The sequence below is a fragment of the Candidatus Tenderia electrophaga genome (assembly GCA_001447805.1).
GTDB lineage: Bacteria > Pseudomonadota > Gammaproteobacteria > Tenderiales > Tenderiaceae > Tenderia > Tenderia electrophaga.
Genome location: CP013099.1, coordinates 342,966 through 361,606, shown reverse-complemented (window position 1 = coordinate 361,606; position 18,641 = coordinate 342,966). Strand labels below are relative to the sequence as shown.

The window sequence follows — 18,641 nt, the reverse complement described above, 5'->3', positions numbered from 1 at the left end:
ACCACTAGGGCCTATACCACCTGACGAATCACCTCGCAGACCCGTTCGATCTGCACCCCTGTCATGCCCGGAAAGATGGGCAGGGAGAGCGCCTCGGTGGCGACCCGTTCCGCCACCGGCAGATCGCCGGCTGCATAACCCAGCGCTCGGCACACAGCTTGTAAATGGAGCGGTTGGGGATAACAGACCGCTGAGCCGATGTGGTTCTCGCTCAAGGCGCTGCGCACGGCAGCGCGGTTCGAACTGCGGATGGTGTAGAGATTAAAGACGTGCGTGCCGGCAAGCGCGCGGCTCGGACAGATGACATTCGTATCGGCGAGCAAGGCCTCATAGCGTTCCGCAACCCATCGGCGTTGCGCGATGGCTTGGTCGACCTGGCGCAGTTTGATGTTCAGCAGCGCCGCCTGGATCTCGTCCAGACGGCTGTTGTAACCGACCGCGTCATGGATGAAGGGAGCGCTGGCGCCATGGGTGCGCAGGTGTCGGACACCCTGGTTCAGGACCTCATGGTGGCTCGTGACCAGCCCCCCATCACCATAACAACCCAACACCTTGGTGGGGTAGAAGCTGAAACAGCCGGCATGGCCCCAGCTGCCCACCGGCCGGTCGGCCAGTGTGGCGCCGAAGGCCTGGGCGGCATCCTCGATGACCTTGAGATCATACTCGCGGGCGAGATCCATGATGTGTTCCATATCGGCCGGGTGGCCGAACAGGTGGACCGGCAGGATGGCACGGGTCCTGGCGCTGATATGAGCGGGGATCTGGCTTGCGTCCAGGTTGAAGGTATCGGCCTGGATGTCCACGAACACGGGGGTAGCGCCCGCCTGGAGGATGGCCTCTACCGTGGCGAAAAAGGTATAGGGGGTGGTGATGACTTCGTCACCCGGCCCGATCGCCAATGCCCGCAGGGCCAGCACCAGGGCATCGGTGCCATTGGCCACGCCGATGGCATAGGGCGTCTCCAGCCGGGTCGCGACGCGCCTTTCGAAGGCCTCTACCTGAGGCCCCAGGATGAACTGGCCACACTCACCACTGGCGCGGATGGCGGCAAACCATTCCGCCTCCAGGGCCTTGAATTCATGGGTGAGCTGGAAAAACGGAATGGGCTGTGAAGTGCTCATTGCCGATCTTCTGCTTGATGATGCCGGCCACCCGCACCGCCTCCAGGCCGTCGCGCCCGCTCACTACGGGTGTTTTGTCGTGGCGCACCGCATCGATGAAGGCCTGCAGTTCGGCCAGCAAGGGGGGATGGGCGCGAATCGCAATGCGTTCGGTCTGGAATGACAGATCCTCGCCGCCACGCACCTGGCGCCTGGCGGACACGACTTCCAACGCCTCGCCGCCATAGTCCAGGGCATAGTAGTGTGCCTGATCGAATGCCCGAATCCGGCGATGATTCTTGTTGGAGACGCGACTGGCCGTCACATTGGCAACGCAGCCGTTGGCGAATTCCAGACGTGCGTTGGCGATATCGAGATGATTGGTCACCACCGGCGTGCCTGACGCAGAGACGCTGGTGACCGGGGATTTGGTCAAAGACAGTACGATATCAATGTCGTGGATCATGAGATCCAGGATCACATCCACATCCATGGCCCGCTCGGCAAACTTGCACAAGCGATGGACCTCGAAGAAGCGTGGTCGTTGTAGGCGCTGGCTCAAGGCCATGACCCCGGCGCTGAAGCGTTCGAGATGGCCTACCTGAAATACGATTCCCGCCCGCTCTGCCTGCGCCACTAGATCCAGCGACTCCTCATAGGTCACCGCCAGCGGCTTTTCCATCAAGATGTGGATACCGGCATGAATAAAGGGCAGGGCGATGGCGCGGTGAAATATGGCCGGCACGGCGATGCTGACCGCCTCGACCCGTGGCAACAGTTTTTCAGGCTCGGTGAAGCCCTCACACCCGAGCCGGGAAGTGATACGACTGACGGCCTGAGCATCAGTGTCGGCGACGCCAACCAGTTCGACGTTGGGCATCGATCGATAGGTGTTGGCGTGATTCATGCCGAAGCGGCCTACGCCAATGACCCCGATACGAATCTTCGGTTCCATACGTTTCAGTATAGATGAGGTTTCGGAAAGACAAGTCCAGGGGCCGTGGTCGCAACCGCGGGGACAAAGGGCCGGAAAGTAATTCAGAACATACGCATGTGTCGATGCGGGAATGCTGATAATAGATGCGCTATTGTGACGCCATGGGAAGAATAGCTTTGACGCTTTGGTTGAGCGCCCTATTGGTATTGGCCGGGTGCGCGTTTAAGCAGCCGGGGGGTGCAGTATGTGCAGCCCGTTGCCCGGGCCTTGCAGGACGGGACCTTTAGCACGGTCCGCTTTGACGTCCCTCAAATTCGGCGCCTGCGCGAGACCTTCCCGCAAGGCGTCTGCGATTATGCTCAGAAGTGAAATTTGATGCCGACACCGATCACGTTGGAGCCACCTTCCACATCGTCAAACAGGCCGTATACACCGGAACGATGATGCACCCGCACGACCAGGCTCCAATCCGTGACCTGTGGCGGCGCAGCGGTCATCTCGACCAGGATGTAGTTGAGCAGGCGGGTGGCGCCTTCATTTGTATGGCTGGCCGCCTCCAGCGGCGGCACTTCGCTGGCATAGGACAGGCCGTCACCAAGCGCCAGCGTGGTACGCAATACCCTGTGCCAGGGGAAACGCTGCCAACGATAAATCACCAGGGCATTCAACTCCCAATGATGCTGACGGCTAAAATGCTTGACCAGCTGGGCCTCCCATTCCCATTGGTGGCTTGGGCTGGCAAACGCAAAGGCGCGCCCCAGGGCGACTGTAACCATATAAGAATCCAGATAATCAATGGGCTTGCTCACCAGCACGTCGCCCAGGCGATCATCGCTGTATTTGCCGACATATAGCGCCAAATGCCTATCCGTCGCGCCGGCCTGCCCTATACACAGGACAAACAACGCCAGGCCCCATAGAGGCCCCCGTCGCAGCGCCTGCGCACTGTATTCAAGGGCTCTGCCGGCGGCTTGGCGATATACGCATTGTTTTACCATACTCGCGATACTGTTAAGAAATTGCACGGCCAAATAGCACTTTATCTATCGCATATTGAATGGTAACTTTAACTGCGTGGGGTTAACGGTATCGAAACAATATTAGAACAATAACGCCGCCTCATTGTCCCAAACTCTGCGTTATATAGCTTGCCGTCAAATGGAAAGTCGCGTTACAAAATTGATTTTACGGACAACGGGGCTACAGTTAATTATGCGGATGAAATAGAATTCATTTTTATGCCGGGCGAGTTGTCGTGTTACTCGCGCATATTCAGTGAGCGAGATTAAATGACAAGAAACGCTTACAAAGCATCATTCAATCTAGCTGTCGGCGTCCTGCTGACCTCAGTCGCGGCGCCGGCCACGGCCGAATTCAGTCTGAATTTTCAACCCGTGGGCGACCGTGCCATCATGGTCACCCATAGTGTTCACGGCGCCTCCTTCGTAGAGGGCCAGACCCCGTATCTGACGGAGGGTATCTTTCAGCTTCCCGAGTTGGTCGCCGACCCGGAGTCCGGCGACGTGTTCTACCATATGATTATCGGTGACGAGGCGGACGGATTCATACAAGAAACCTTCATTGAGGCCGGCTACCGCGCCTTTCCCGGCGGCTCGGGTTCGGCGGTCGGCGGCGACGGCGGCGTATTGGGCTTCGCCGGCACCTCCGGCGGCAACGGCCGCGACCCACTTAACCGCGACCCCGGCATCAACACCGCCAATGCCGAAGCCAATCCCAGGCGGGTACTGGTTCGCCAGATCGTCAGCGACGGTGAAATTCGCATGGAATACCTGAAAGACCGCTACGACCGCAAGGCTCTTATCACCCAATCCCTCAGCACCAGCGAGATCACCGCGGCGTTTTCCATCGATATGCGCAACAGCGGTTATGACGACGCCTCCACGGCGGGCCTGATCAGTAACAGCATGGATGTTACCGACGCCAACGGCGTGAACGTGGGCGCTTTCGACATGGCCACCGATGTCCAGACCAGCGCCGTCAGCGGCGGCCGCTACACCTACGCCGACGGCGACGGCCCGGGCGGCTCCAACGGCAGCTACCAATACTTCGACGGTGGCTATGACCATCGCGACGTCAACTGGGAGGCCTTGTTCGACCAATCCGCCGATAACCCCTGGTCCTACCTGGAAAACCGGCCCTAAGCCCGCGCCGCCGGCAGCGCCGGATCTGTACTAAATCCGACAGACGCCTTTTTATCGGCGGGAACTAATTCGCCCTGCGACTGTCTTTAGATCCATACTCTCACTAATGAATAACCAATAAAAGCGGGACATCGAATGCACATTGAAATAAAACGGGGGCAGGTCAGCGGATTGCAGCCAGTAGATGATCAACGCGGCGCGGTGGAGTGCCTCCTGGGCGATGGCAAGCTAAGGCTACACCGTGATCTGGCCGACAAGGTCGCCCACGGTGACGAAGTGATCGTTGCCGGCAGACTGCAGAACGATATCTTACTGGCCGACGCGGTGAAGAACCTAACCCAGCACAAGGCGGCGCAACTCGACAGCAGCAACCACATCCTCGCCCTGGGTATCGCCCTGTTCATAGGCTTTTTATGCGGGGTGCAGAGCTACCATCTGTTCACCCAGGGCAGCACCACCGTCGGCACCGCCATGGCCTTGGCCTCGGTAGGCGGGTTTGTCGGCATCGTATTGCTCGGCCAACGCCTGGTGGAAATCAGCAAGGCGACAAGCCGGATCAGAATGGCCTCAGTCTAGCGGGATCTTTGCGCCCAGGCGGGATTCGATCCAGGCGATGGCGGCGTTGCGATCGTCGAACAGCGCCACGACAAAACCAGCCTTGTCCAGGTAGGACTTCCATATCTCCGCGGCGCGCTGCAACATCTCGCTGGGCGACACAATGGCGATGACAATGCCCGGTTTGATGGCGGCCGCTTGCGCATCGATCTCGGCGATACGTTTGATATCGCCGTTGCTGACGAAATATTTCTGGCACTGCGAGCGGTCTATGAGCTGGTAGCGCTGTTTGTCGAGCCGTTCCGGTGTATACAAATCGCCACGATAGCGCAGAATGTCCGTGCCACTGACAAACCCGGAGAATAGAATCTCTACGCCCACGCCACCGTCGATATAATTAACCTGAATCGCCATACTGATACTCCTGGCAGCCCTGCCTGCTGTTTGCGCTGCGTTCCACCCGACGCCGATACCCGTGTAATCATATTATAAAGTTCGTAAATAAACATCAGCGACCAATAGTCGCATAACATAGACAAAGCTGGGAAAGGCGGGCGGATCGGCTTAATAGGTATAGGAAGCGGCCATAAAGATGCCCAGGCTTTCCATTTCCACATCCTGCAGCACGGCGGAGCCGGAGACGATTTGGGCCTTACCGCTGCCGCTGGCGTAGTTGAAGCCGACGCTTAAAGAGGAGTTACGGGTAAAGTGGCCGACACTCAGCGCCACCCCATAGAGATCGATATGTTCCGCTTGATTATAGGCGCTAAATCCACTTTGCAAATCAGGCGTATTGGCAAAATCGCTATATAAGCCGCCGCGCAGGGCCCAACGCGGGGTTAGATAATATTCCACGCCCAAGGCCAGATTAGTCACACTGACACGGGCCTCGACACCACTGCCGGCACTGCCGAAGTATTTGAGATCAGCGGCAAACAGCAGGGCATCGCTGGCAAACCAGGCCGCCCCCACGTTGATATTCAAGGGATACTCACCCTGAAGGGTGGAATGGATGACCTGATGGTTCAGGATGTCGCCCGACTGACACAAACTGCTGGCGCTATACGTTGCGCCGTTGGCACCCAGGCAGGCCTGATGCATGGTGATTTCACTGTCGAAGACATCGATCTGACTGACACTGGCGCCCAGGGCGAGCTGTTCCAGCGGCGACCAGCTTATCCCCAGCACCGGCCTGACACCCGTCTCTTCCAGCTCGTAATAGGCGTTGCTCCACAGCCGGTCCCCCGAGTAGGTCAGGATGGTGTTACTGATACGCTGCTGCTGGCGATAGTGAAAATACAGCGTCGCGCCGACGGACAGGCGCTCACTAATCGGATAGGCATAGGACGGTCCGAACTGATAGGTGTTGTCGCTGTTATTGAAATTGATGATGAAACTCTGGGCGGTACCCAGGCTGGTGGCGATATTGGGAAAGATCTGGTCCTGATCCTCCTCGATGGAATTGGGCACGGCATAGGAAAAGCCGAACATGCCCTTGCCCAGGGGCTGGACGATGCCGAAGAAATTGGGCAACAAGGTGCCGGAACTGCGCTCCCAATCGTATTCACCGCCCAGCACCGCCGCATAACGGGTAGTGGTTTCCTGATAGGCGTTCATGCTGCCCGATAGGCTGGAGCCCGGCGCGTAGACGATGCCGGCCGGATTGTAGAACAGTCCGGCGGTGTCATCCGCCACCGCGGTGTAGGCGCCGCCCATGCCCGCGGCGCGGTCGCCCACCAGCATGTTGATATAGTGATTGTCATCCGCCTGCGCCACGCCCGCCGCCACCAAGGCGACCCACGTCCATGTACTATTGAATTTTGACATAGCGTTCAAACCTTGTTGTGTTTGTGGCCAGCTCGAGCTCGGCCAAGCCTTCTTCCGTGATCAGGCGATCAAGACGCTGCAGGCGCTGTTGCGAAGGTGGATGGGTGGTATTGAGCGCCGGGTCTTCATCGCTGTGACTGTGGACACGCGCCAGATAGCGGCGCAGTGCCAGTGGATCAAGCCCGCTATCGCTGAGCAACAAGGTGGCGATGCGATCGGATTCCAATTCGTCCTGTTGGCTGTAACCGCTTTCAAACAAAATCTTCACCGCCTGATCCAGCGCCTGCATGAAGGCAACCCGGGCGGTATCGGTGCCGGCGCTGAGCATCCTGCCCATGCCGGCGGCGCCGCTGTCGTCACCGGCGCGGATATTCAAGGCCGCGACGATGTGGCGCTGACTGACATGGGCGATCTCATGGGCCAACACGGCGGCCAGTTCGGCCTCGTCCTCGGCCATGGCCAGGGCGCCGCGGGTGATGAAGATATAGCCGCCGGGAGCGGAATAGGCATTGACGCTGTCACTGTCGAGCACGGCGAAGTGGAACGTCAATTCAGGCCGCCCGGCTTGGACTGCGAGGGCAGTGCCCACCAGGTTGACATAGCGCGTCAGCGGCGCGTCTCTCAGCAGGGGAAAACGCCCCAGCACGCGCGCCGCCACATCACGACCGAAGTTGATTTCGGCACGGACATCCTCGGCGCTGGTGTTACGTAGCATGTGCGTGTGGACACGATGACGGAACGCCTGGCCGTCGCCTTGCGGGGCAGACGCACACGCCGATATCAGGCTGGTGAATGCAAACAGCACGAGGGCCGCCGTCCCTGGCTGCAAGATATGATGTTTCAATGCGGTTGTTCCATAAATTCCACCGCCTCATCCTCCGAGACACCCATAGACTCCAATTGGCGTACGGCGCCGAAATCCGCCACGCCGGCGTCGCTTTGCCGGGCACGCTCGTCACTGCGCAGGCCGCGGGCGGCGGCGGCCGAAATCGCCACCGAGGCGCGCCGGCGCGCCGACTGTCCCAAGGTCCCGGCGTCTTCCCCGCCGAGCACATTGATCTTGTTCATGGGCGGCTCATCGCCCACCAGCAGACCGGACACCCAACCCTGCCGCCCACCTGACTGCACCTCCAGCCAACGCCCCTGGCGCTGCAGGATGTCCACTTCGGTGCCCTTAGGTAGCGCCATCACCAATTCAGCGGCCGCCGAAGGCGCGCTGACCACCTTGGCCTCACGGGCGCGAATATAGCCGCTCTCGGCCTGGGCCAGATTGCCGACCAGGATGAGGGCCATCAGGGCCAGAATGAGTCTGCTTCGCATCACCGAACTCCCACTTTGATTCTGTTGATACAAATCGGCCCAGCCAACAATTTCTTTATTTGCTGGTCATGATAAACACGCCGTCCCAGCCGTGCGCCGGCGGCTGTTCTTGGTAGGCCCGGCAACGCCGGATGAAGATGTCGGCCAATACTTCCTGGCTCAGTTGTTGGTACAACTCGATGGCGCTCGCCCACTGTTGCTGCACATAGGCATCGAAGGCGCGCCGACACAGCTCGGCCTGATGTGCCGCCGAGTCCGGGTCAAGCTCGAGAATGGGGGCCAAGATGCGGATCGGGACATGCTTGCCCTTGACCCGCACCAGATCCAGCACGTAGCACGGTAAGGGCTGGCGCAATTGGCGGTAGGTGAATTCGGAAATCACGATGGCGGCACCGTACTGTTTGGTCAGCCCCTCCAAACGCGAGGCCAGATTGACGTTATCGCCGATGATGGTGTAATCCAGCTTTTGCACCGAACCGATATTGCCCAGGATCACCCTGCCCGTGTGAATGCCGATACCGATCTGGATGGCGGGATAATCCCGCGCCGCCAGCCATTGGTTGACCGATGCCAGGCGGCGATGCATCTCCATGGCCGCCTGTAAGGCGAGTTCGGCGTGGCGCGGCTCGGGCAGCGGCGCCCCCCAAAAGGCCATAATGGCGTCGCCGATGAACTTATCAATGGTGCCCCGTTGCTCGAAGATGGCCTCGGTCATGACGGAAAAATAGTGGTTCAACATCTCCACCACCCTGTGCGGCGGCATGGCCTCCGACAGACTGGTGAAACCACGAATATCGGAAAACAAAATGGATAGCTCCTCGTCGCTACCCACTTCGGCGCTGAGATGCTCCTCATAGGAATCCACCACGCTGCTCAATACCGCCGGCGACACATACTGGCTCAACATGGTGCGCACGCGGCGCTTGTCGCGTCCTTCGGTAAACAGCAGATAGGTCGAGCTGAATACGGCCGCCAACACGATCGCCAGCAGGGGGGCGGCCATCTCCAGCACCAGGTTGTGGCGAAAGGCAATCACAGCAATCCCTACGTAAAGCGCGGCACCAAGCAGGGGTAACAGAACCTTAATCAACAGGGCATTGAAGTACAGTACCCAGAAGCACACCAACGCCGCCGCCAGCATAGCGATGAACACGGTCAGGCTCGGCGGCACCTGTGTAAGCACATCGCCACTCAGTAGATTGGCGGCGGCCGTGGCGTGCAGCATCACACCCGGCGTGTTGGCTGCCAAGGGCGTGGCCTTCAAGTCCTCCAGGCCCACCGCGCTGGCACCGATGAAGACGATCTTGCCCGCGAACTCAAAGGGGTCGACGATAAGATCATCCACCTCGCCGTTGAGTAGTTGCTGCGCCGAGGCCAACACACCGCTCATGGAATAGCTGTCGAGATAGCCGTAGTAGTTCAGGCGCATCGCCGCAGGGCGCTGTTCATATAAGGCCGGCGGCAAGGCGACACCGCTCAACGCAGCGAAGCGCCGGCCGTGGTAGTCATGCCACAGGCGACCGCGGCGATAAATGCCGTCGTCATCGGGCTCCATGGTCACCGTCCCGAGGCCGGCACTGGCGGGCCACAGCGCTGGGATGGGCAATGTATAGGCATTGTTGTCGTAAGCGCCGCCCTCCGCCCTGCCGATGGCATGCGGCAACACCGCCGCCGGCAGTGTCCGATCACGCATGGCGCTGTTGATCTCATCCTCACTGTCGCGATACAGCTGCATGGCGTGAAACACATTACCCGCTGTCGCAGTCGCCGTCGCCAGGCGCCGATCGTCCATGCCGGCATCCGCCTCGCTGAACAGGATATCGAAGACAATGGCGCGCGGATTACCCAAGGCGAGAAACTCGATCACCTCGGCATGCAGTGAACGCGGCCAGGGCCAACGCCCGACCAAGGGATCCAAGGCGCGCAGCGAGGCCTCGTCGATCAACACCACGGCCACATCCTCGGGGGCGACCGTGTCACCACGCACGGTTTTCATACGCCAGTCATAAGTGATATTTTCCAGCGTGGTCAGACTGCCGAGCGCATACAGGCCAAGCGTGAGGAGAATGGCGGCAAGTGCCAGTAGGCCGCCGGGGCGGAATGTGCGCGTCTGTTTCGACATTGGGGTGGCAGTTGAGTCACTATATAAATGTGTAATAACTATCGGACGGCGCCCATCGGACCTGAGGCGCCGGGCCGGACAGAGGATGCGTATGAGCTGCAGGATTGGATACATCGGACTCGGCCTGATGGGCCGCCCCATCGCCTTCAATCTGATCAAGGCCGGCTATGAGGTTTCGGTTTATGCCCGACGCGAGGCCGCGCTGACGCCGTTCATTGAGGCCGGCGCCACCACCTATTCCAGTCCGCGTGAACTGGCGCGTCACTGCGATATCATCATCACCAATGTCTCCGCCAGCGGCGATGTGGAAGATGTGATCCTCGGCGCCGACGGCGTAATAGAAGGGGCCGCGCGCCGCACCATCGTCATCGACATGAGTACCATCTCACCGGACGTAACACGCGGCATTGCGGCCCAGCTTGACGAAAAGGGTATCGACATGCTCGATGCCCCGGTCTCCGGCGGAACGGCAGGGGCCGAGGCCGGCACCCTGTCCATCATGGTCGGCGGTAAGGGCGAGGTCTTTGCGCGCGTGCTCCCCGTGCTGCAGCGCATCGGCACGAATATCGTCCACGTCGGCGACCACGGCGCCGGCCAGATCGCCAAGGCCTGCAACCAGCTGGTGGTGGCCCAGACCATGGCCGCCATCGGCGAGGCCTTCATCCTCGCCCGCGCCGCCGGTGTCGATCCCGCCAAGGTCAGGGAAGCGCTGCTGGGCGGATTCGCCGGCAGCAAGATCCTCGAAGCGCACGGCCAACGCATGCTGGCGGAAGACTATCGACCCGGCTTCAAGGCGCGCTTGCATCAAAAGGACATGGCTATCGTGCTCGACACGGCACATCAGCTGGGCCTGAAACTGCCGGGATCGGAACAGGTAAGCCGTTATCTCGATGCCTTGCTGGATGCGGACTTGGGTGAAATCGATTCGGCGGCGCTGGTGAAACCATTGGAAAACGCCAATCGAGTGAAAATAAAACCCTAGACTCGCGCCGCGTCACCTGCCCTCAGCCGGTACCCCAAACCCACGCGACCCGTTTAGTTTCAATGACTTATGCCTTGACCTCAGGGCGCGCGTAATTCCCCGCCGGCGAATACCCGCACAATCTCCCAGGCCATATATCAGTATTCATTAATATTCAACATTAATACTGTTATAATTTGCCCCCCCCTCGGCGTGCGCCAAGGGGGAAGTGCGCTAACAAAAAAATATTAACCGGGTCCACCCGAAGGTAGGTAGAAGAGATGTCCAAGCAGTTCTTTCAGGCGCATGCTGATTCGCCTGACAGTGTATTGTCCACCATTCAGGAAGAGCGGTGGAAGGCAGGCAAGGAAATCTTTCTCTCATGGTTATGTGTCACCTTCACCTTGTTCGCCGTGGGCATGGCGACCTGGGAACAATACCCCGTCTTCATTGCCCAGCTCGAACAGCAACAATGGGCGCAACTGGCGGGACATTCAGGCTTTTTGCTCATCGTCTGCTTTTTGATTTACGGCAGTCTGGTATATCAAAGCACACGTCTGGGTTACCTGAAGCGCTTGCGATGTCAGGCCGATATCCCGCCCCAGGCGCTCAACCACAGCTATCGACGCAGCGCGGACAAAGCGCTCAGCATTCTCGTGCCGTCCTACAAAGAAGAACGCCGTGTGATTTTCCAGACACTGCTCTCCGCTGCCTTGCAAGAACATCCCAAGCGTCGCGTCACCCTGTTGCTCGATGATCCGCCCAAACCCAACACCGCCGGCGATGCGGCGCATCTGGCCGAGGCGCGCGAACTGCCCGCCCATATCATGGCCATGCTGCAGCGTCCGGCCTTCATGTTCAACTCGTCGATCAAGACCTTCCGTGCCCGTCGCCAGCGTGCCCGCTTGAACGGCAAGGCCGAAACCCGACTGCTCGTCACTCTCTGGCAGGAAGCCGCCGACTGGTTTGAGGCTCAGGCGAGCGCCTATGACATCACCGATCATACCGATCGCTTGTTCGTGGAAAAGATATTTGTCGATCGGGCCGCACAACATCAGGCGCGCAGCGCACAGCTCAAGCAATTGCTGGAAGCCGAGGCACCACTGAGTGAAGAGCAAATCGTTGATGATTATCAGCGCCTGGCCTGCCTATTCAGTTGCGATATCACCAGCTTCGAACGCAAACGTTACGAGAATCTGTCCCACGAGCCCAATAAGGCCATGAACCTGAACAGCTACATCGGGCTGAACGGGAAACATTATCGCGAAGTCCGGACGGCAGACGGCTTGCACCTGGAAGAAACCACCGCCGAGCACGCTACGCTGTCAGTTCCCGTCGCGGATTACTTCATCACCCTCGACGCCGACAGCCTGTTGTTGCCCGAATACGCTCTCAAGTTGATTCACATCATGGAACAACCGGGCAACGAACGCATCGCCGTGGCCCAAACGCCGTACAGCGCCATCCCCGGCGCGCCGTCCGAACTGGAACGTATCGCCGGCGCCACCACCGATATGCAATACATCATTCATCAGGGCTTTACCCAATACAACGCCACCTATTGGGTCGGCGCCAATGCCCTGCTGCGCCGCGAAGCGCTCGACGATATTGTCACACTGGAGCAAGAACGGGGGCACACGGTAAAGCGCTTTATCCAAGACCGCACCGTCATTGAAGACACGGAGTCCAGCGTCGACCTCGCCGCCAAAGGCTGGTCGTTGTACAACCACCCGCAACGCCTGGCCTACAGCGCCACGCCGCCCGACTTCGGCTCCCTGTGCATCCAACGCCAACGCTGGGCCAACGGCGGCCTGATCATCCTGCCCAAGCTGCTGGGCTATCTCGCCCGCAAGCCCTTCGGCAAACTCAATGAAGGCCTGCTGCGCATTCACTACCTGGTCTCGATCGCAGCGGTCAATATCGGCTTGATTGTCATGCTGACCTTTCCATTCAGCGAAAGCATCCAAAGTATCTGGTTACCGCTGGCTGCCGCGCCCTACTTTTTCCTCTACGGCCGCGACCTGGTGCTGTGCGGTTACCGCAACCGTGATTTGTTTAAGGTCTATGCGCTCAACCTGCTGATGATCCCCGTCAATCTGGCAGGCGTATTCAAATCTATCCAGCAGGGCCTGACTAAGAAAAAGATTCCCTTTGGTCGCACCCCGAAAATTCAGGGCCGCACGGCCACCGCGCCTCTATATATCGTCTGCGCCTATGGGCTGTTTCTGCAATGGACCCTCGGTGCAGCCTTCGATATCAATGAAGGCTACATCACGCACGCCCTATTCGCCGCGCTTAATGCAAGCTTTCTGCTTTATGCCATACGCAGCTTTGTAGGCTATCGGGAAAGCTGGCAAGACCTCACGGTGGGGTTGACCAGACCGGTGCCGCTATCTTCCGAACCTGCGGCCCGGATGCCGGAGGTCTCAGCACAGGGTGACAGCGCGATTCCGACCGAGGAACGCAAGTATGGCTAAACAGTTCAGGCCCTCTCATGCGCTGACCAACTGCAGGGAAAGGCAGCCTAGACAGTTCAGCACCTAGACCATGACTGATGTCGTGACCAGCGCCAGGATGCAAGCGCCCTGGCTGCGAATTTGCGGTATTGCCTTTGCACTGCTCTTGTGTGCGCCGCTTGCAACGGCTGCGGACAGTAACGCGTCGGTCTTCGCATTACGCGCCAAGCTCTATGTCCAGGTCGGCGACTATTACGCCAGCCGCCAGGAAAACCAAAAGGCGGCGAATGCCTACCGACAGGCCGCGGAGCTGGCGAAAGTGTATCTACCGCCGGCAACGCAGACCGATATCAGCCGACGTCTGGCCAATGTCAATGATATCACCCCGGCCATCGGCAATCTTCAGTCTCAGTGTGACGGCCGACAAAATACGCGTGAGTCATGCCTGTTGTTGGCACGGTATCTTTCCTGGAACAATCAACCCATCGCAGCATCAAAAGTCGGCCGTGAACTCCTGCAGCATGAAGACAGCAACAAGGAGGTATTGATTACCCAGGCCAACGCCCTGAGCTGGCAGGGGGACGACGCAGGCGCGCTTGGCCTATACCAACAAGTGGCGAGCACTGATAACAGCTTCGACATCAAGCTGAGCTATGCCCGCTCCTTGCTCGCCACCGCCAATTATGAGGCGGCCCGTACCGCCCGCAGCCAGTTGCGGGCCGAAAGTGAATTCGAACAGAGCGTCATCGATGATCTCGACTGGCAGATGCGCCGCGAAGCCAGGCCAAGAGTCTGGCTCAGCAGCGAACAGTACCGGGATGTCTACCATGCAGGATACCGACGCAGTTATCTTGGCGTAGACATCCCCTTTGCCACTTCGTGGCTTTGGTTCAGGACCGGCCGCATCAGCAGCAGTGACGGCCTGCGTGATGTCGAGGTTACACACCACTCGCTGGGAGGGCTGATGCGCCTGCATGACCGCGCACAACTGCGCGCAAGCATCGGCCGCGCCTCGCACCCTGCTGATCTGATTGATCCTGTCACCACGGGAAATATCAGCATCACGGCAAACCTGCCCCAAACCTGGCTGGTATTGAACGCCACGCGTGAGCTGGTCGATGATTCCCCACGGGCGCTGGAGACGTCCGTCCTGCGCACTTCGCACGAGCTGGCCCTCAGCTATCAGTTTTCGGATAGATGGGGTCTGCGGTTGCAGGGCAAACACACCGATTATTCCGATGACAACCAATCGCTCGAAGCCAAACTGGCCGGGCTGTACACCTTTTATTTCGGCCCGCCGAAGATGAGCGTCGGGCTGAAGCGGGAGGCGCTGAGCTTCGACCGACAGAGCGGCGGCGGCTATTTCGATCCGGATCGCGTCACAACCAACAAGCTGCTGTTCGTCATCAGCCAATCGCAGGACCGCTTTTCCGGCGTACTGGAGTTATTTGCCGGCAACCAAACCATCGACCGGTTCGGGACCGTCCAGGAAAACAACATTGCGGGCGGTTATACCGCCCTCCGCTATCAGCTTATCGAACATGCCCAGCTCGAACTGACCTTGGAAGGCGCCAACCTGGGCCTTGGCGAAGCAAAGGCCTATCGCTACAACCAAACCAAGCTCAAGGTCTATGTCTATTTCTAGTGCAGTGTATGGCATAGATTGCAGTTATCAGCGGGTCCAGAAGCGGTCAGCCGCCAGGCGCGCGCGCGTTAGACCGGCCGTCGCCAATTCAAGCGCGCGCACCACCGCAAAGAGCCTGCCCCGCGAGCGCAGCGCGTGCTTTGGCTATGGCCGATTATCGTCCTGCCCCAGCGATTGGCCACGGCACATCAGCCGGCGTTTGCGCATCATGGTGGGCTAGAATGTTATTCAACTCCTATGTATTCATTTGCCTGTTCCTGCCCCTGACGGTGGTGCTGTTTCATCTGCTGCGCCGCCGGGGACTGGAACGCGGCTCTATCCTGCTGCTGACCCTGGCATCGTTGACCTTTTACGGCTGGTGGAGCGCCCAGTATTTGTTGTTGCTGATTCCGCTGATGCTGATCGACTTTGTCATCGCCAGCCGCATGGTTCGTTTGCGCAGACAGAAACGCACCGGTATCAAACTACTCTTGATCCTGGGCGTCTGTATAAATCTCGGCGCTCTGGGCTATTACAAGTACGCCAATTTTTTCGTCGATAACGCCAATACACTATTTAATACAGAGCTGTTTCTGGCCACCATCGTACTGCCCATCGGCATCTCTTTTTTCACCTTCCAGAAAATCGCCTTTTTGATCGATGTCTATTACGGCAAGGTGGAGCGCTTCAATCTGCTGGACTATTCACTGTTTGTTACTTTCTTTCCGCAATTGATCGCCGGGCCGATTGTGCATCACAGCGAGATGATGCCGCAGTTCAGCAAACTCGGCAGAATTGAGGCCGGCTACATCGCTCTGGGCCTGACCATTTTCAGCATCGGCCTGGCCAAGAAGGTATTGCTGGCCGACAGTGCGGCCGCCTACGCCTCGCCTCAGTTCGACGCGGCGGCTGCCGGTGCCTCGCTGGATCTGCTGGCGGCCTGGAGTGGCGCACTAGCCTATACTGTCCAGCTCTATTTCGACTTCTCCGCCTATTCAGACATGGCCATGGGTATCGGTCTGCTGTTCGGCATCCGTCTGCCGCTCAACTTCGCCTCCCCTTACAAGGCCAACAGCATTATCGATTTCTGGCGCCGCTGGCACATGACCCTGTCGCGTTTTTTGCGCGATTATCTCTACATCCCGCTGGGCGGCAATCGCAAGGGCAGAGGGCGACGCTTTATCAATCTGTTCCTCACCATGCTGCTGGGGGGCATCTGGCACGGGGCCGGCTGGACATTCGCCATTTGGGGTGCACTGCACGGCGTCTATCTCATCATCAATCACGGCTGGCGCGAGCTGCGCCGCCGCCTGGGACTGTCTGTTGAAGCGCACAGTTTCTGGGGCCGCAAGCTGGCCCAGTTGATCACCTTCCTGGCGGTGGTGGTGGCCTGGGTCTTCTTCCGTGCCGCGGATGTCGATTCGGCCATGGGCATCCTGAGCGCCATGGCGGGTAACAACGGCATCGCGGCACCTGCCTCATTGGCGCAATACGCGCCCGAATTGCCTGTCTCCCACTCTCCCGTCGATAGCGGCATGGGCCTGCTCGTAGCCGGCGCGCTGTTACTGCTGGCGTGGCTGGCGCCGAATACCCAGCAGTTGACCGCCTATGCCGGTCCCGAAGGTGCCTGTGGCTCCGGCGAAGCAGAACCTGTTTCTGCACGGCTAGGTTGGAACAGCTCCCGAGGGTGGGCGTTTTATGCCGCGGTACTGCTGACAATCAGCTTCATGCTGATGTCGCGCGTCTCCGAATTTATCTACTTCCAGTTCTAGGGGAACGAGGTGATCAGAATCGAAGCCGCACTGGCAAAAAGATTCAGCATCACGGCCTTGATGTCGGCAATAATCCTACTGTGCGCTGTTATCGCCTTTAACATTGTTGTCGATCCCTACGGCATGTACCGACTGGTGACGATCGAGGGTTTCAACCAGCACAAACCGGCCGTCTACAACCGCGTCCGCTTGATAAAGGCATACGACGTGCGCCGTATCAAACCCCGCAGCATCATCCTTGGCACCTCGCGCACCCATCTGGGCTTGCGACCGTCTCACCCGGCCTGGCGGGCCGATGACCAACCCGTCTACAATCTGGCCTTTGACGGCGCCATGACCAAGGAGATGTTTCATTATCTGCGCCACGCCCATGCGGTACAGCCCTTGAAACAGGTAGTTCTCGGACTCGACACCTATCACGCCACAACGGCGCCTGCCAGCCATCGGTCCGGCTTCGACGAACAGTTGTTGCTGGACGACGATACGCCGCCGAACTGGATTGAAGTACTGCTGGCCGATCTCAAACTGCTGATCAGTTTTGACACCCTGCTGGAGAGCATCCACACCGTGGGTGCCCAACAGCACGCCAATGACGCATGGTTTGCGCCTGACGGACAGCGCCTCGGCGAGATCTTTTTTCATCAGCCCTGGGAGGCATATCAGACCGAGGGGCCACGCGCCTATTTCGATAAGATCGACACACTCGAAGTGCGCTATAAACTGGAATGGCGCATCCCAACAGAACCAACATCGAAACCTAATCGCAAACCCGTCCCGGAATCACAAGCTGAGACACTCAGCTCACTGGATTACATCCAGCGCATCATTGCGTTCTGCCGGGACAATAATATATCACTGCGCATTTTTTTCACCCCGTCTCACGCTCATCAGATGGAACTTTCCGCCGCCACCGGCGGCTGGTCATCCGTCGAGCGCGGCAAGCGGGCGTTGGTACGACTATTGAGCGAGGACGCAGCCGCCCATCCCGGCCAGGAACCTTTTGTACTGCATGACTTCAGCGCTTACTCATCGGTCACGACCGAGCCCCTGCCGCCACGCGGCAGCAGAAAGGCGATGAACCATTACTGGGATTCCTCACACTTCAAAGCCAATGTCGGCGACTTGGTGTTGAATCGACTGTTTGGTGTCGGCGCGGCTCCAACAGATTTCGGAATACGTTTGACACCGGACAACATCGACCAAGCCCTTGCCGACATCCGCGCGCAGCAGAACAAGTATCGCGCCACCCATCCCGAAAGCGTTGCATTGATCCGGGGGTATGTTGAGGCGTTTAAACGCGCACACAACATCCCGGATTGGGAATAGTGTCCGCCGCGCAGGGCAGCATAGTTCAGAGTCTCAAAAAAATATGGAATCGCCGTCAGGACAACACCAAAAGGCGGCCCTGGCTTGATCCGGCATGGGCCACCAAGTGATCAGGAATCTTTCAGTTCAAACTCGCCGGCTTCATAAGCCTCAATAATCTTTAACGCCCTGGCGACATCGCACTCCTCCACACTCAGGGTGATGATCCCCGATACCGGCAGATCGCCCATGCCGCCTTGCAGGTATTCACCGTTGATAAACACCTCGATCCCTTCAACCTCCAACAAACCCTTGAGAATATTGGCCTCGATGGCATTGCTGGCCTCATAGAGATTACGCATTATGTTTCTCCCCGATCGGGCGACCGGCAGGCCCTTATTCGACAAAGCAACGGCGGCTACTTTGCGCCGCGGCAGACGACTACGCATACGCTGCTGTTCGCCGTCAGCAAGCACCAACAACGACTTCCAGCGAGCCTG

Annotated in this window: 16 protein-coding genes; 7 read left to right on the top strand and 9 right to left on the bottom strand. The window is 58.8% G+C overall.

Annotation, left to right across the window (positions count from 1 at the left end; translation table 11 throughout):
- Positions 1-11: 11 nt before the first annotated feature.
- The 3 genes from Tel_01660 to Tel_01650 form a co-directional block, all read right to left on the bottom strand.
- Complete coding sequence (locus tag Tel_01660) at positions 12-1,121, bottom strand: hypothetical protein (protein ALP51945.1); 1,110 nt, start codon at positions 1,119-1,121, stop codon at positions 12-14.
- Positions 1,078-2,055: a hypothetical protein gene (locus Tel_01655; GenBank protein ID ALP51944.1), complete on the bottom strand. Its 978-nt coding sequence runs from the start codon at positions 2,053-2,055 to the stop codon at positions 1,078-1,080. Before Tel_01655 ends, Tel_01660 begins: the two co-directional genes overlap by 44 nt.
- A gap of 341 nt (positions 2,056-2,396) precedes the next feature.
- Positions 2,397-2,897: a hypothetical protein gene (locus tag Tel_01650; protein ALP51943.1), complete on the bottom strand. Its 501-nt coding sequence runs from the start codon at positions 2,895-2,897 to the stop codon at positions 2,397-2,399.
- Positions 2,898-3,326: 429 nt separating this feature from the next.
- Here Tel_01650 and Tel_01645 point away from each other — a divergent pair, with 429 nt between their 5' ends.
- On the top strand, positions 3,327-4,199 hold the full coding sequence (locus Tel_01645) for a hypothetical protein (GenBank protein ID ALP51942.1): 873 nt from the start codon (positions 3,327-3,329) through the stop codon (positions 4,197-4,199).
- Between the two features lie 135 nt (positions 4,200-4,334).
- Positions 4,335-4,775 carry a hypothetical protein gene (locus tag Tel_01640; protein ALP51941.1) on the top strand — a complete coding sequence of 147 codons (441 nt, stop codon included), beginning with the start codon at positions 4,335-4,337 and terminating at the stop codon, positions 4,773-4,775.
- Here the strand turns inward: Tel_01640 and Tel_01635 are convergent.
- From Tel_01635 to Tel_01615, 5 genes are all read right to left on the bottom strand, one after another.
- Positions 4,767-5,168 (bottom strand): hypothetical protein, encoded by a 402-nt coding sequence (locus tag Tel_01635; GenBank protein ID ALP51940.1) that lies wholly within the window; start codon positions 5,166-5,168, stop codon positions 4,767-4,769. The genes Tel_01640 and Tel_01635 overlap by 9 nt on opposite strands.
- A gap of 150 nt (positions 5,169-5,318) precedes the next feature.
- On the bottom strand, positions 5,319-6,545 hold the full coding sequence (locus Tel_01630; protein ID ALP51939.1) for a hypothetical protein: 1,227 nt from the start codon (positions 6,543-6,545) through the stop codon (positions 5,319-5,321).
- A 19-nt stretch (positions 6,546-6,564) separates the two neighbouring features.
- The gene (locus Tel_01625; GenBank protein ALP51938.1) at positions 6,565-7,425 is read right to left on the bottom strand and encodes a hypothetical protein; all 861 of its coding nucleotides are present in this window, start codon (positions 7,423-7,425) and stop codon (positions 6,565-6,567) included.
- Positions 7,422-7,901, bottom strand: a complete 480-nt coding sequence (locus tag Tel_01620) for a hypothetical protein (protein ALP51937.1) — start codon at positions 7,899-7,901, stop codon at positions 7,422-7,424. The genes Tel_01625 and Tel_01620 overlap by 4 nt, the downstream gene beginning before the upstream one ends.
- Before the next feature lie 55 nt (positions 7,902-7,956).
- Positions 7,957-10,023, bottom strand: a complete 2,067-nt coding sequence (locus Tel_01615; GenBank protein ID ALP51936.1) for a hypothetical protein — start codon at positions 10,021-10,023, stop codon at positions 7,957-7,959.
- A 91-nt stretch (positions 10,024-10,114) separates the two neighbouring features.
- Between Tel_01615 and Tel_01610 the strand changes: the two genes are divergently transcribed.
- The 5 genes from Tel_01610 to Tel_01590 all read left to right on the top strand — a co-directional run bounded on the left by Tel_01610 (position 10,115) and on the right by Tel_01590 (position 18,162).
- Complete coding sequence (locus Tel_01610) at positions 10,115-11,005, top strand: 2-hydroxy-3-oxopropionate reductase (GenBank protein ID ALP51935.1); 891 nt, start codon at positions 10,115-10,117, stop codon at positions 11,003-11,005.
- Positions 11,006-11,265: 260 nt separating this feature from the next.
- Positions 11,266-13,461: a hypothetical protein gene (locus Tel_01605; GenBank protein ALP51934.1), complete on the top strand. Its 2,196-nt coding sequence runs from the start codon at positions 11,266-11,268 to the stop codon at positions 13,459-13,461.
- Between the two features lie 70 nt (positions 13,462-13,531).
- Entirely contained in the window at positions 13,532-15,085 is a 1,554-nt protein-coding gene (locus Tel_01600; protein ID ALP51933.1) for a hypothetical protein, read from the top strand.
- Between the two features lie 221 nt (positions 15,086-15,306).
- Positions 15,307-16,836: a hypothetical protein gene (locus Tel_01595; protein ALP51932.1), complete on the top strand. Its 1,530-nt coding sequence runs from the start codon at positions 15,307-15,309 to the stop codon at positions 16,834-16,836.
- Positions 16,837-16,845: 9 nt separating this feature from the next.
- On the top strand, positions 16,846-18,162 hold the full coding sequence (locus Tel_01590; GenBank protein ID ALP51931.1) for a hypothetical protein: 1,317 nt from the start codon (positions 16,846-16,848) through the stop codon (positions 18,160-18,162).
- A gap of 110 nt (positions 18,163-18,272) precedes the next feature.
- Here Tel_01590 and Tel_01585 read toward each other — a convergent pair whose 3' ends face one another.
- Positions 18,273-18,503: a hypothetical protein gene (locus Tel_01585; protein ID ALP51930.1), complete on the bottom strand. Its 231-nt coding sequence runs from the start codon at positions 18,501-18,503 to the stop codon at positions 18,273-18,275.
- Positions 18,504-18,641: the final 138 nt, after the last annotated feature.

Excerpts from the sequence above, each read along its gene's own strand:
- Tel_01635 (ALP51940.1), bottom strand. The coding sequence starts at position 5,168 with ATGGCGATTCAGGTTAATTATATCGACGGTGGCGTGGGCGTAGAGATT.
- Tel_01605 (ALP51934.1), top strand. The coding sequence starts at position 11,266 with ATGTCCAAGCAGTTCTTTCAGGCGCATGCTGATTCGCCTGACAGTGTA.
- Tel_01615 (ALP51936.1), bottom strand. The coding sequence starts at position 10,023 with ATGTCGAAACAGACGCGCACATTCCGCCCCGGCGGCCTACTGGCACTT.
- Tel_01660 (ALP51945.1), bottom strand. The coding sequence starts at position 1,121 with ATGAGCACTTCACAGCCCATTCCGTTTTTCCAGCTCACCCATGAATTC.
- Tel_01595 (ALP51932.1), top strand. The coding sequence starts at position 15,307 with ATGTTATTCAACTCCTATGTATTCATTTGCCTGTTCCTGCCCCTGACG.
- Tel_01600 (ALP51933.1), top strand. The coding sequence starts at position 13,532 with ATGACTGATGTCGTGACCAGCGCCAGGATGCAAGCGCCCTGGCTGCGA.
- Tel_01620 (ALP51937.1), bottom strand. The coding sequence starts at position 7,901 with ATGCGAAGCAGACTCATTCTGGCCCTGATGGCCCTCATCCTGGTCGGC.
- Tel_01585 (ALP51930.1), bottom strand. The coding sequence starts at position 18,503 with ATGCGTAATCTCTATGAGGCCAGCAATGCCATCGAGGCCAATATTCTC.
- Tel_01640 (ALP51941.1), top strand. The coding sequence starts at position 4,335 with ATGCACATTGAAATAAAACGGGGGCAGGTCAGCGGATTGCAGCCAGTA.
- Tel_01655 (ALP51944.1), bottom strand. The coding sequence starts at position 2,055 with ATGGAACCGAAGATTCGTATCGGGGTCATTGGCGTAGGCCGCTTCGGC.
- Tel_01610 (ALP51935.1), top strand. The coding sequence starts at position 10,115 with ATGAGCTGCAGGATTGGATACATCGGACTCGGCCTGATGGGCCGCCCC.
- Tel_01645 (ALP51942.1), top strand. The coding sequence starts at position 3,327 with ATGACAAGAAACGCTTACAAAGCATCATTCAATCTAGCTGTCGGCGTC.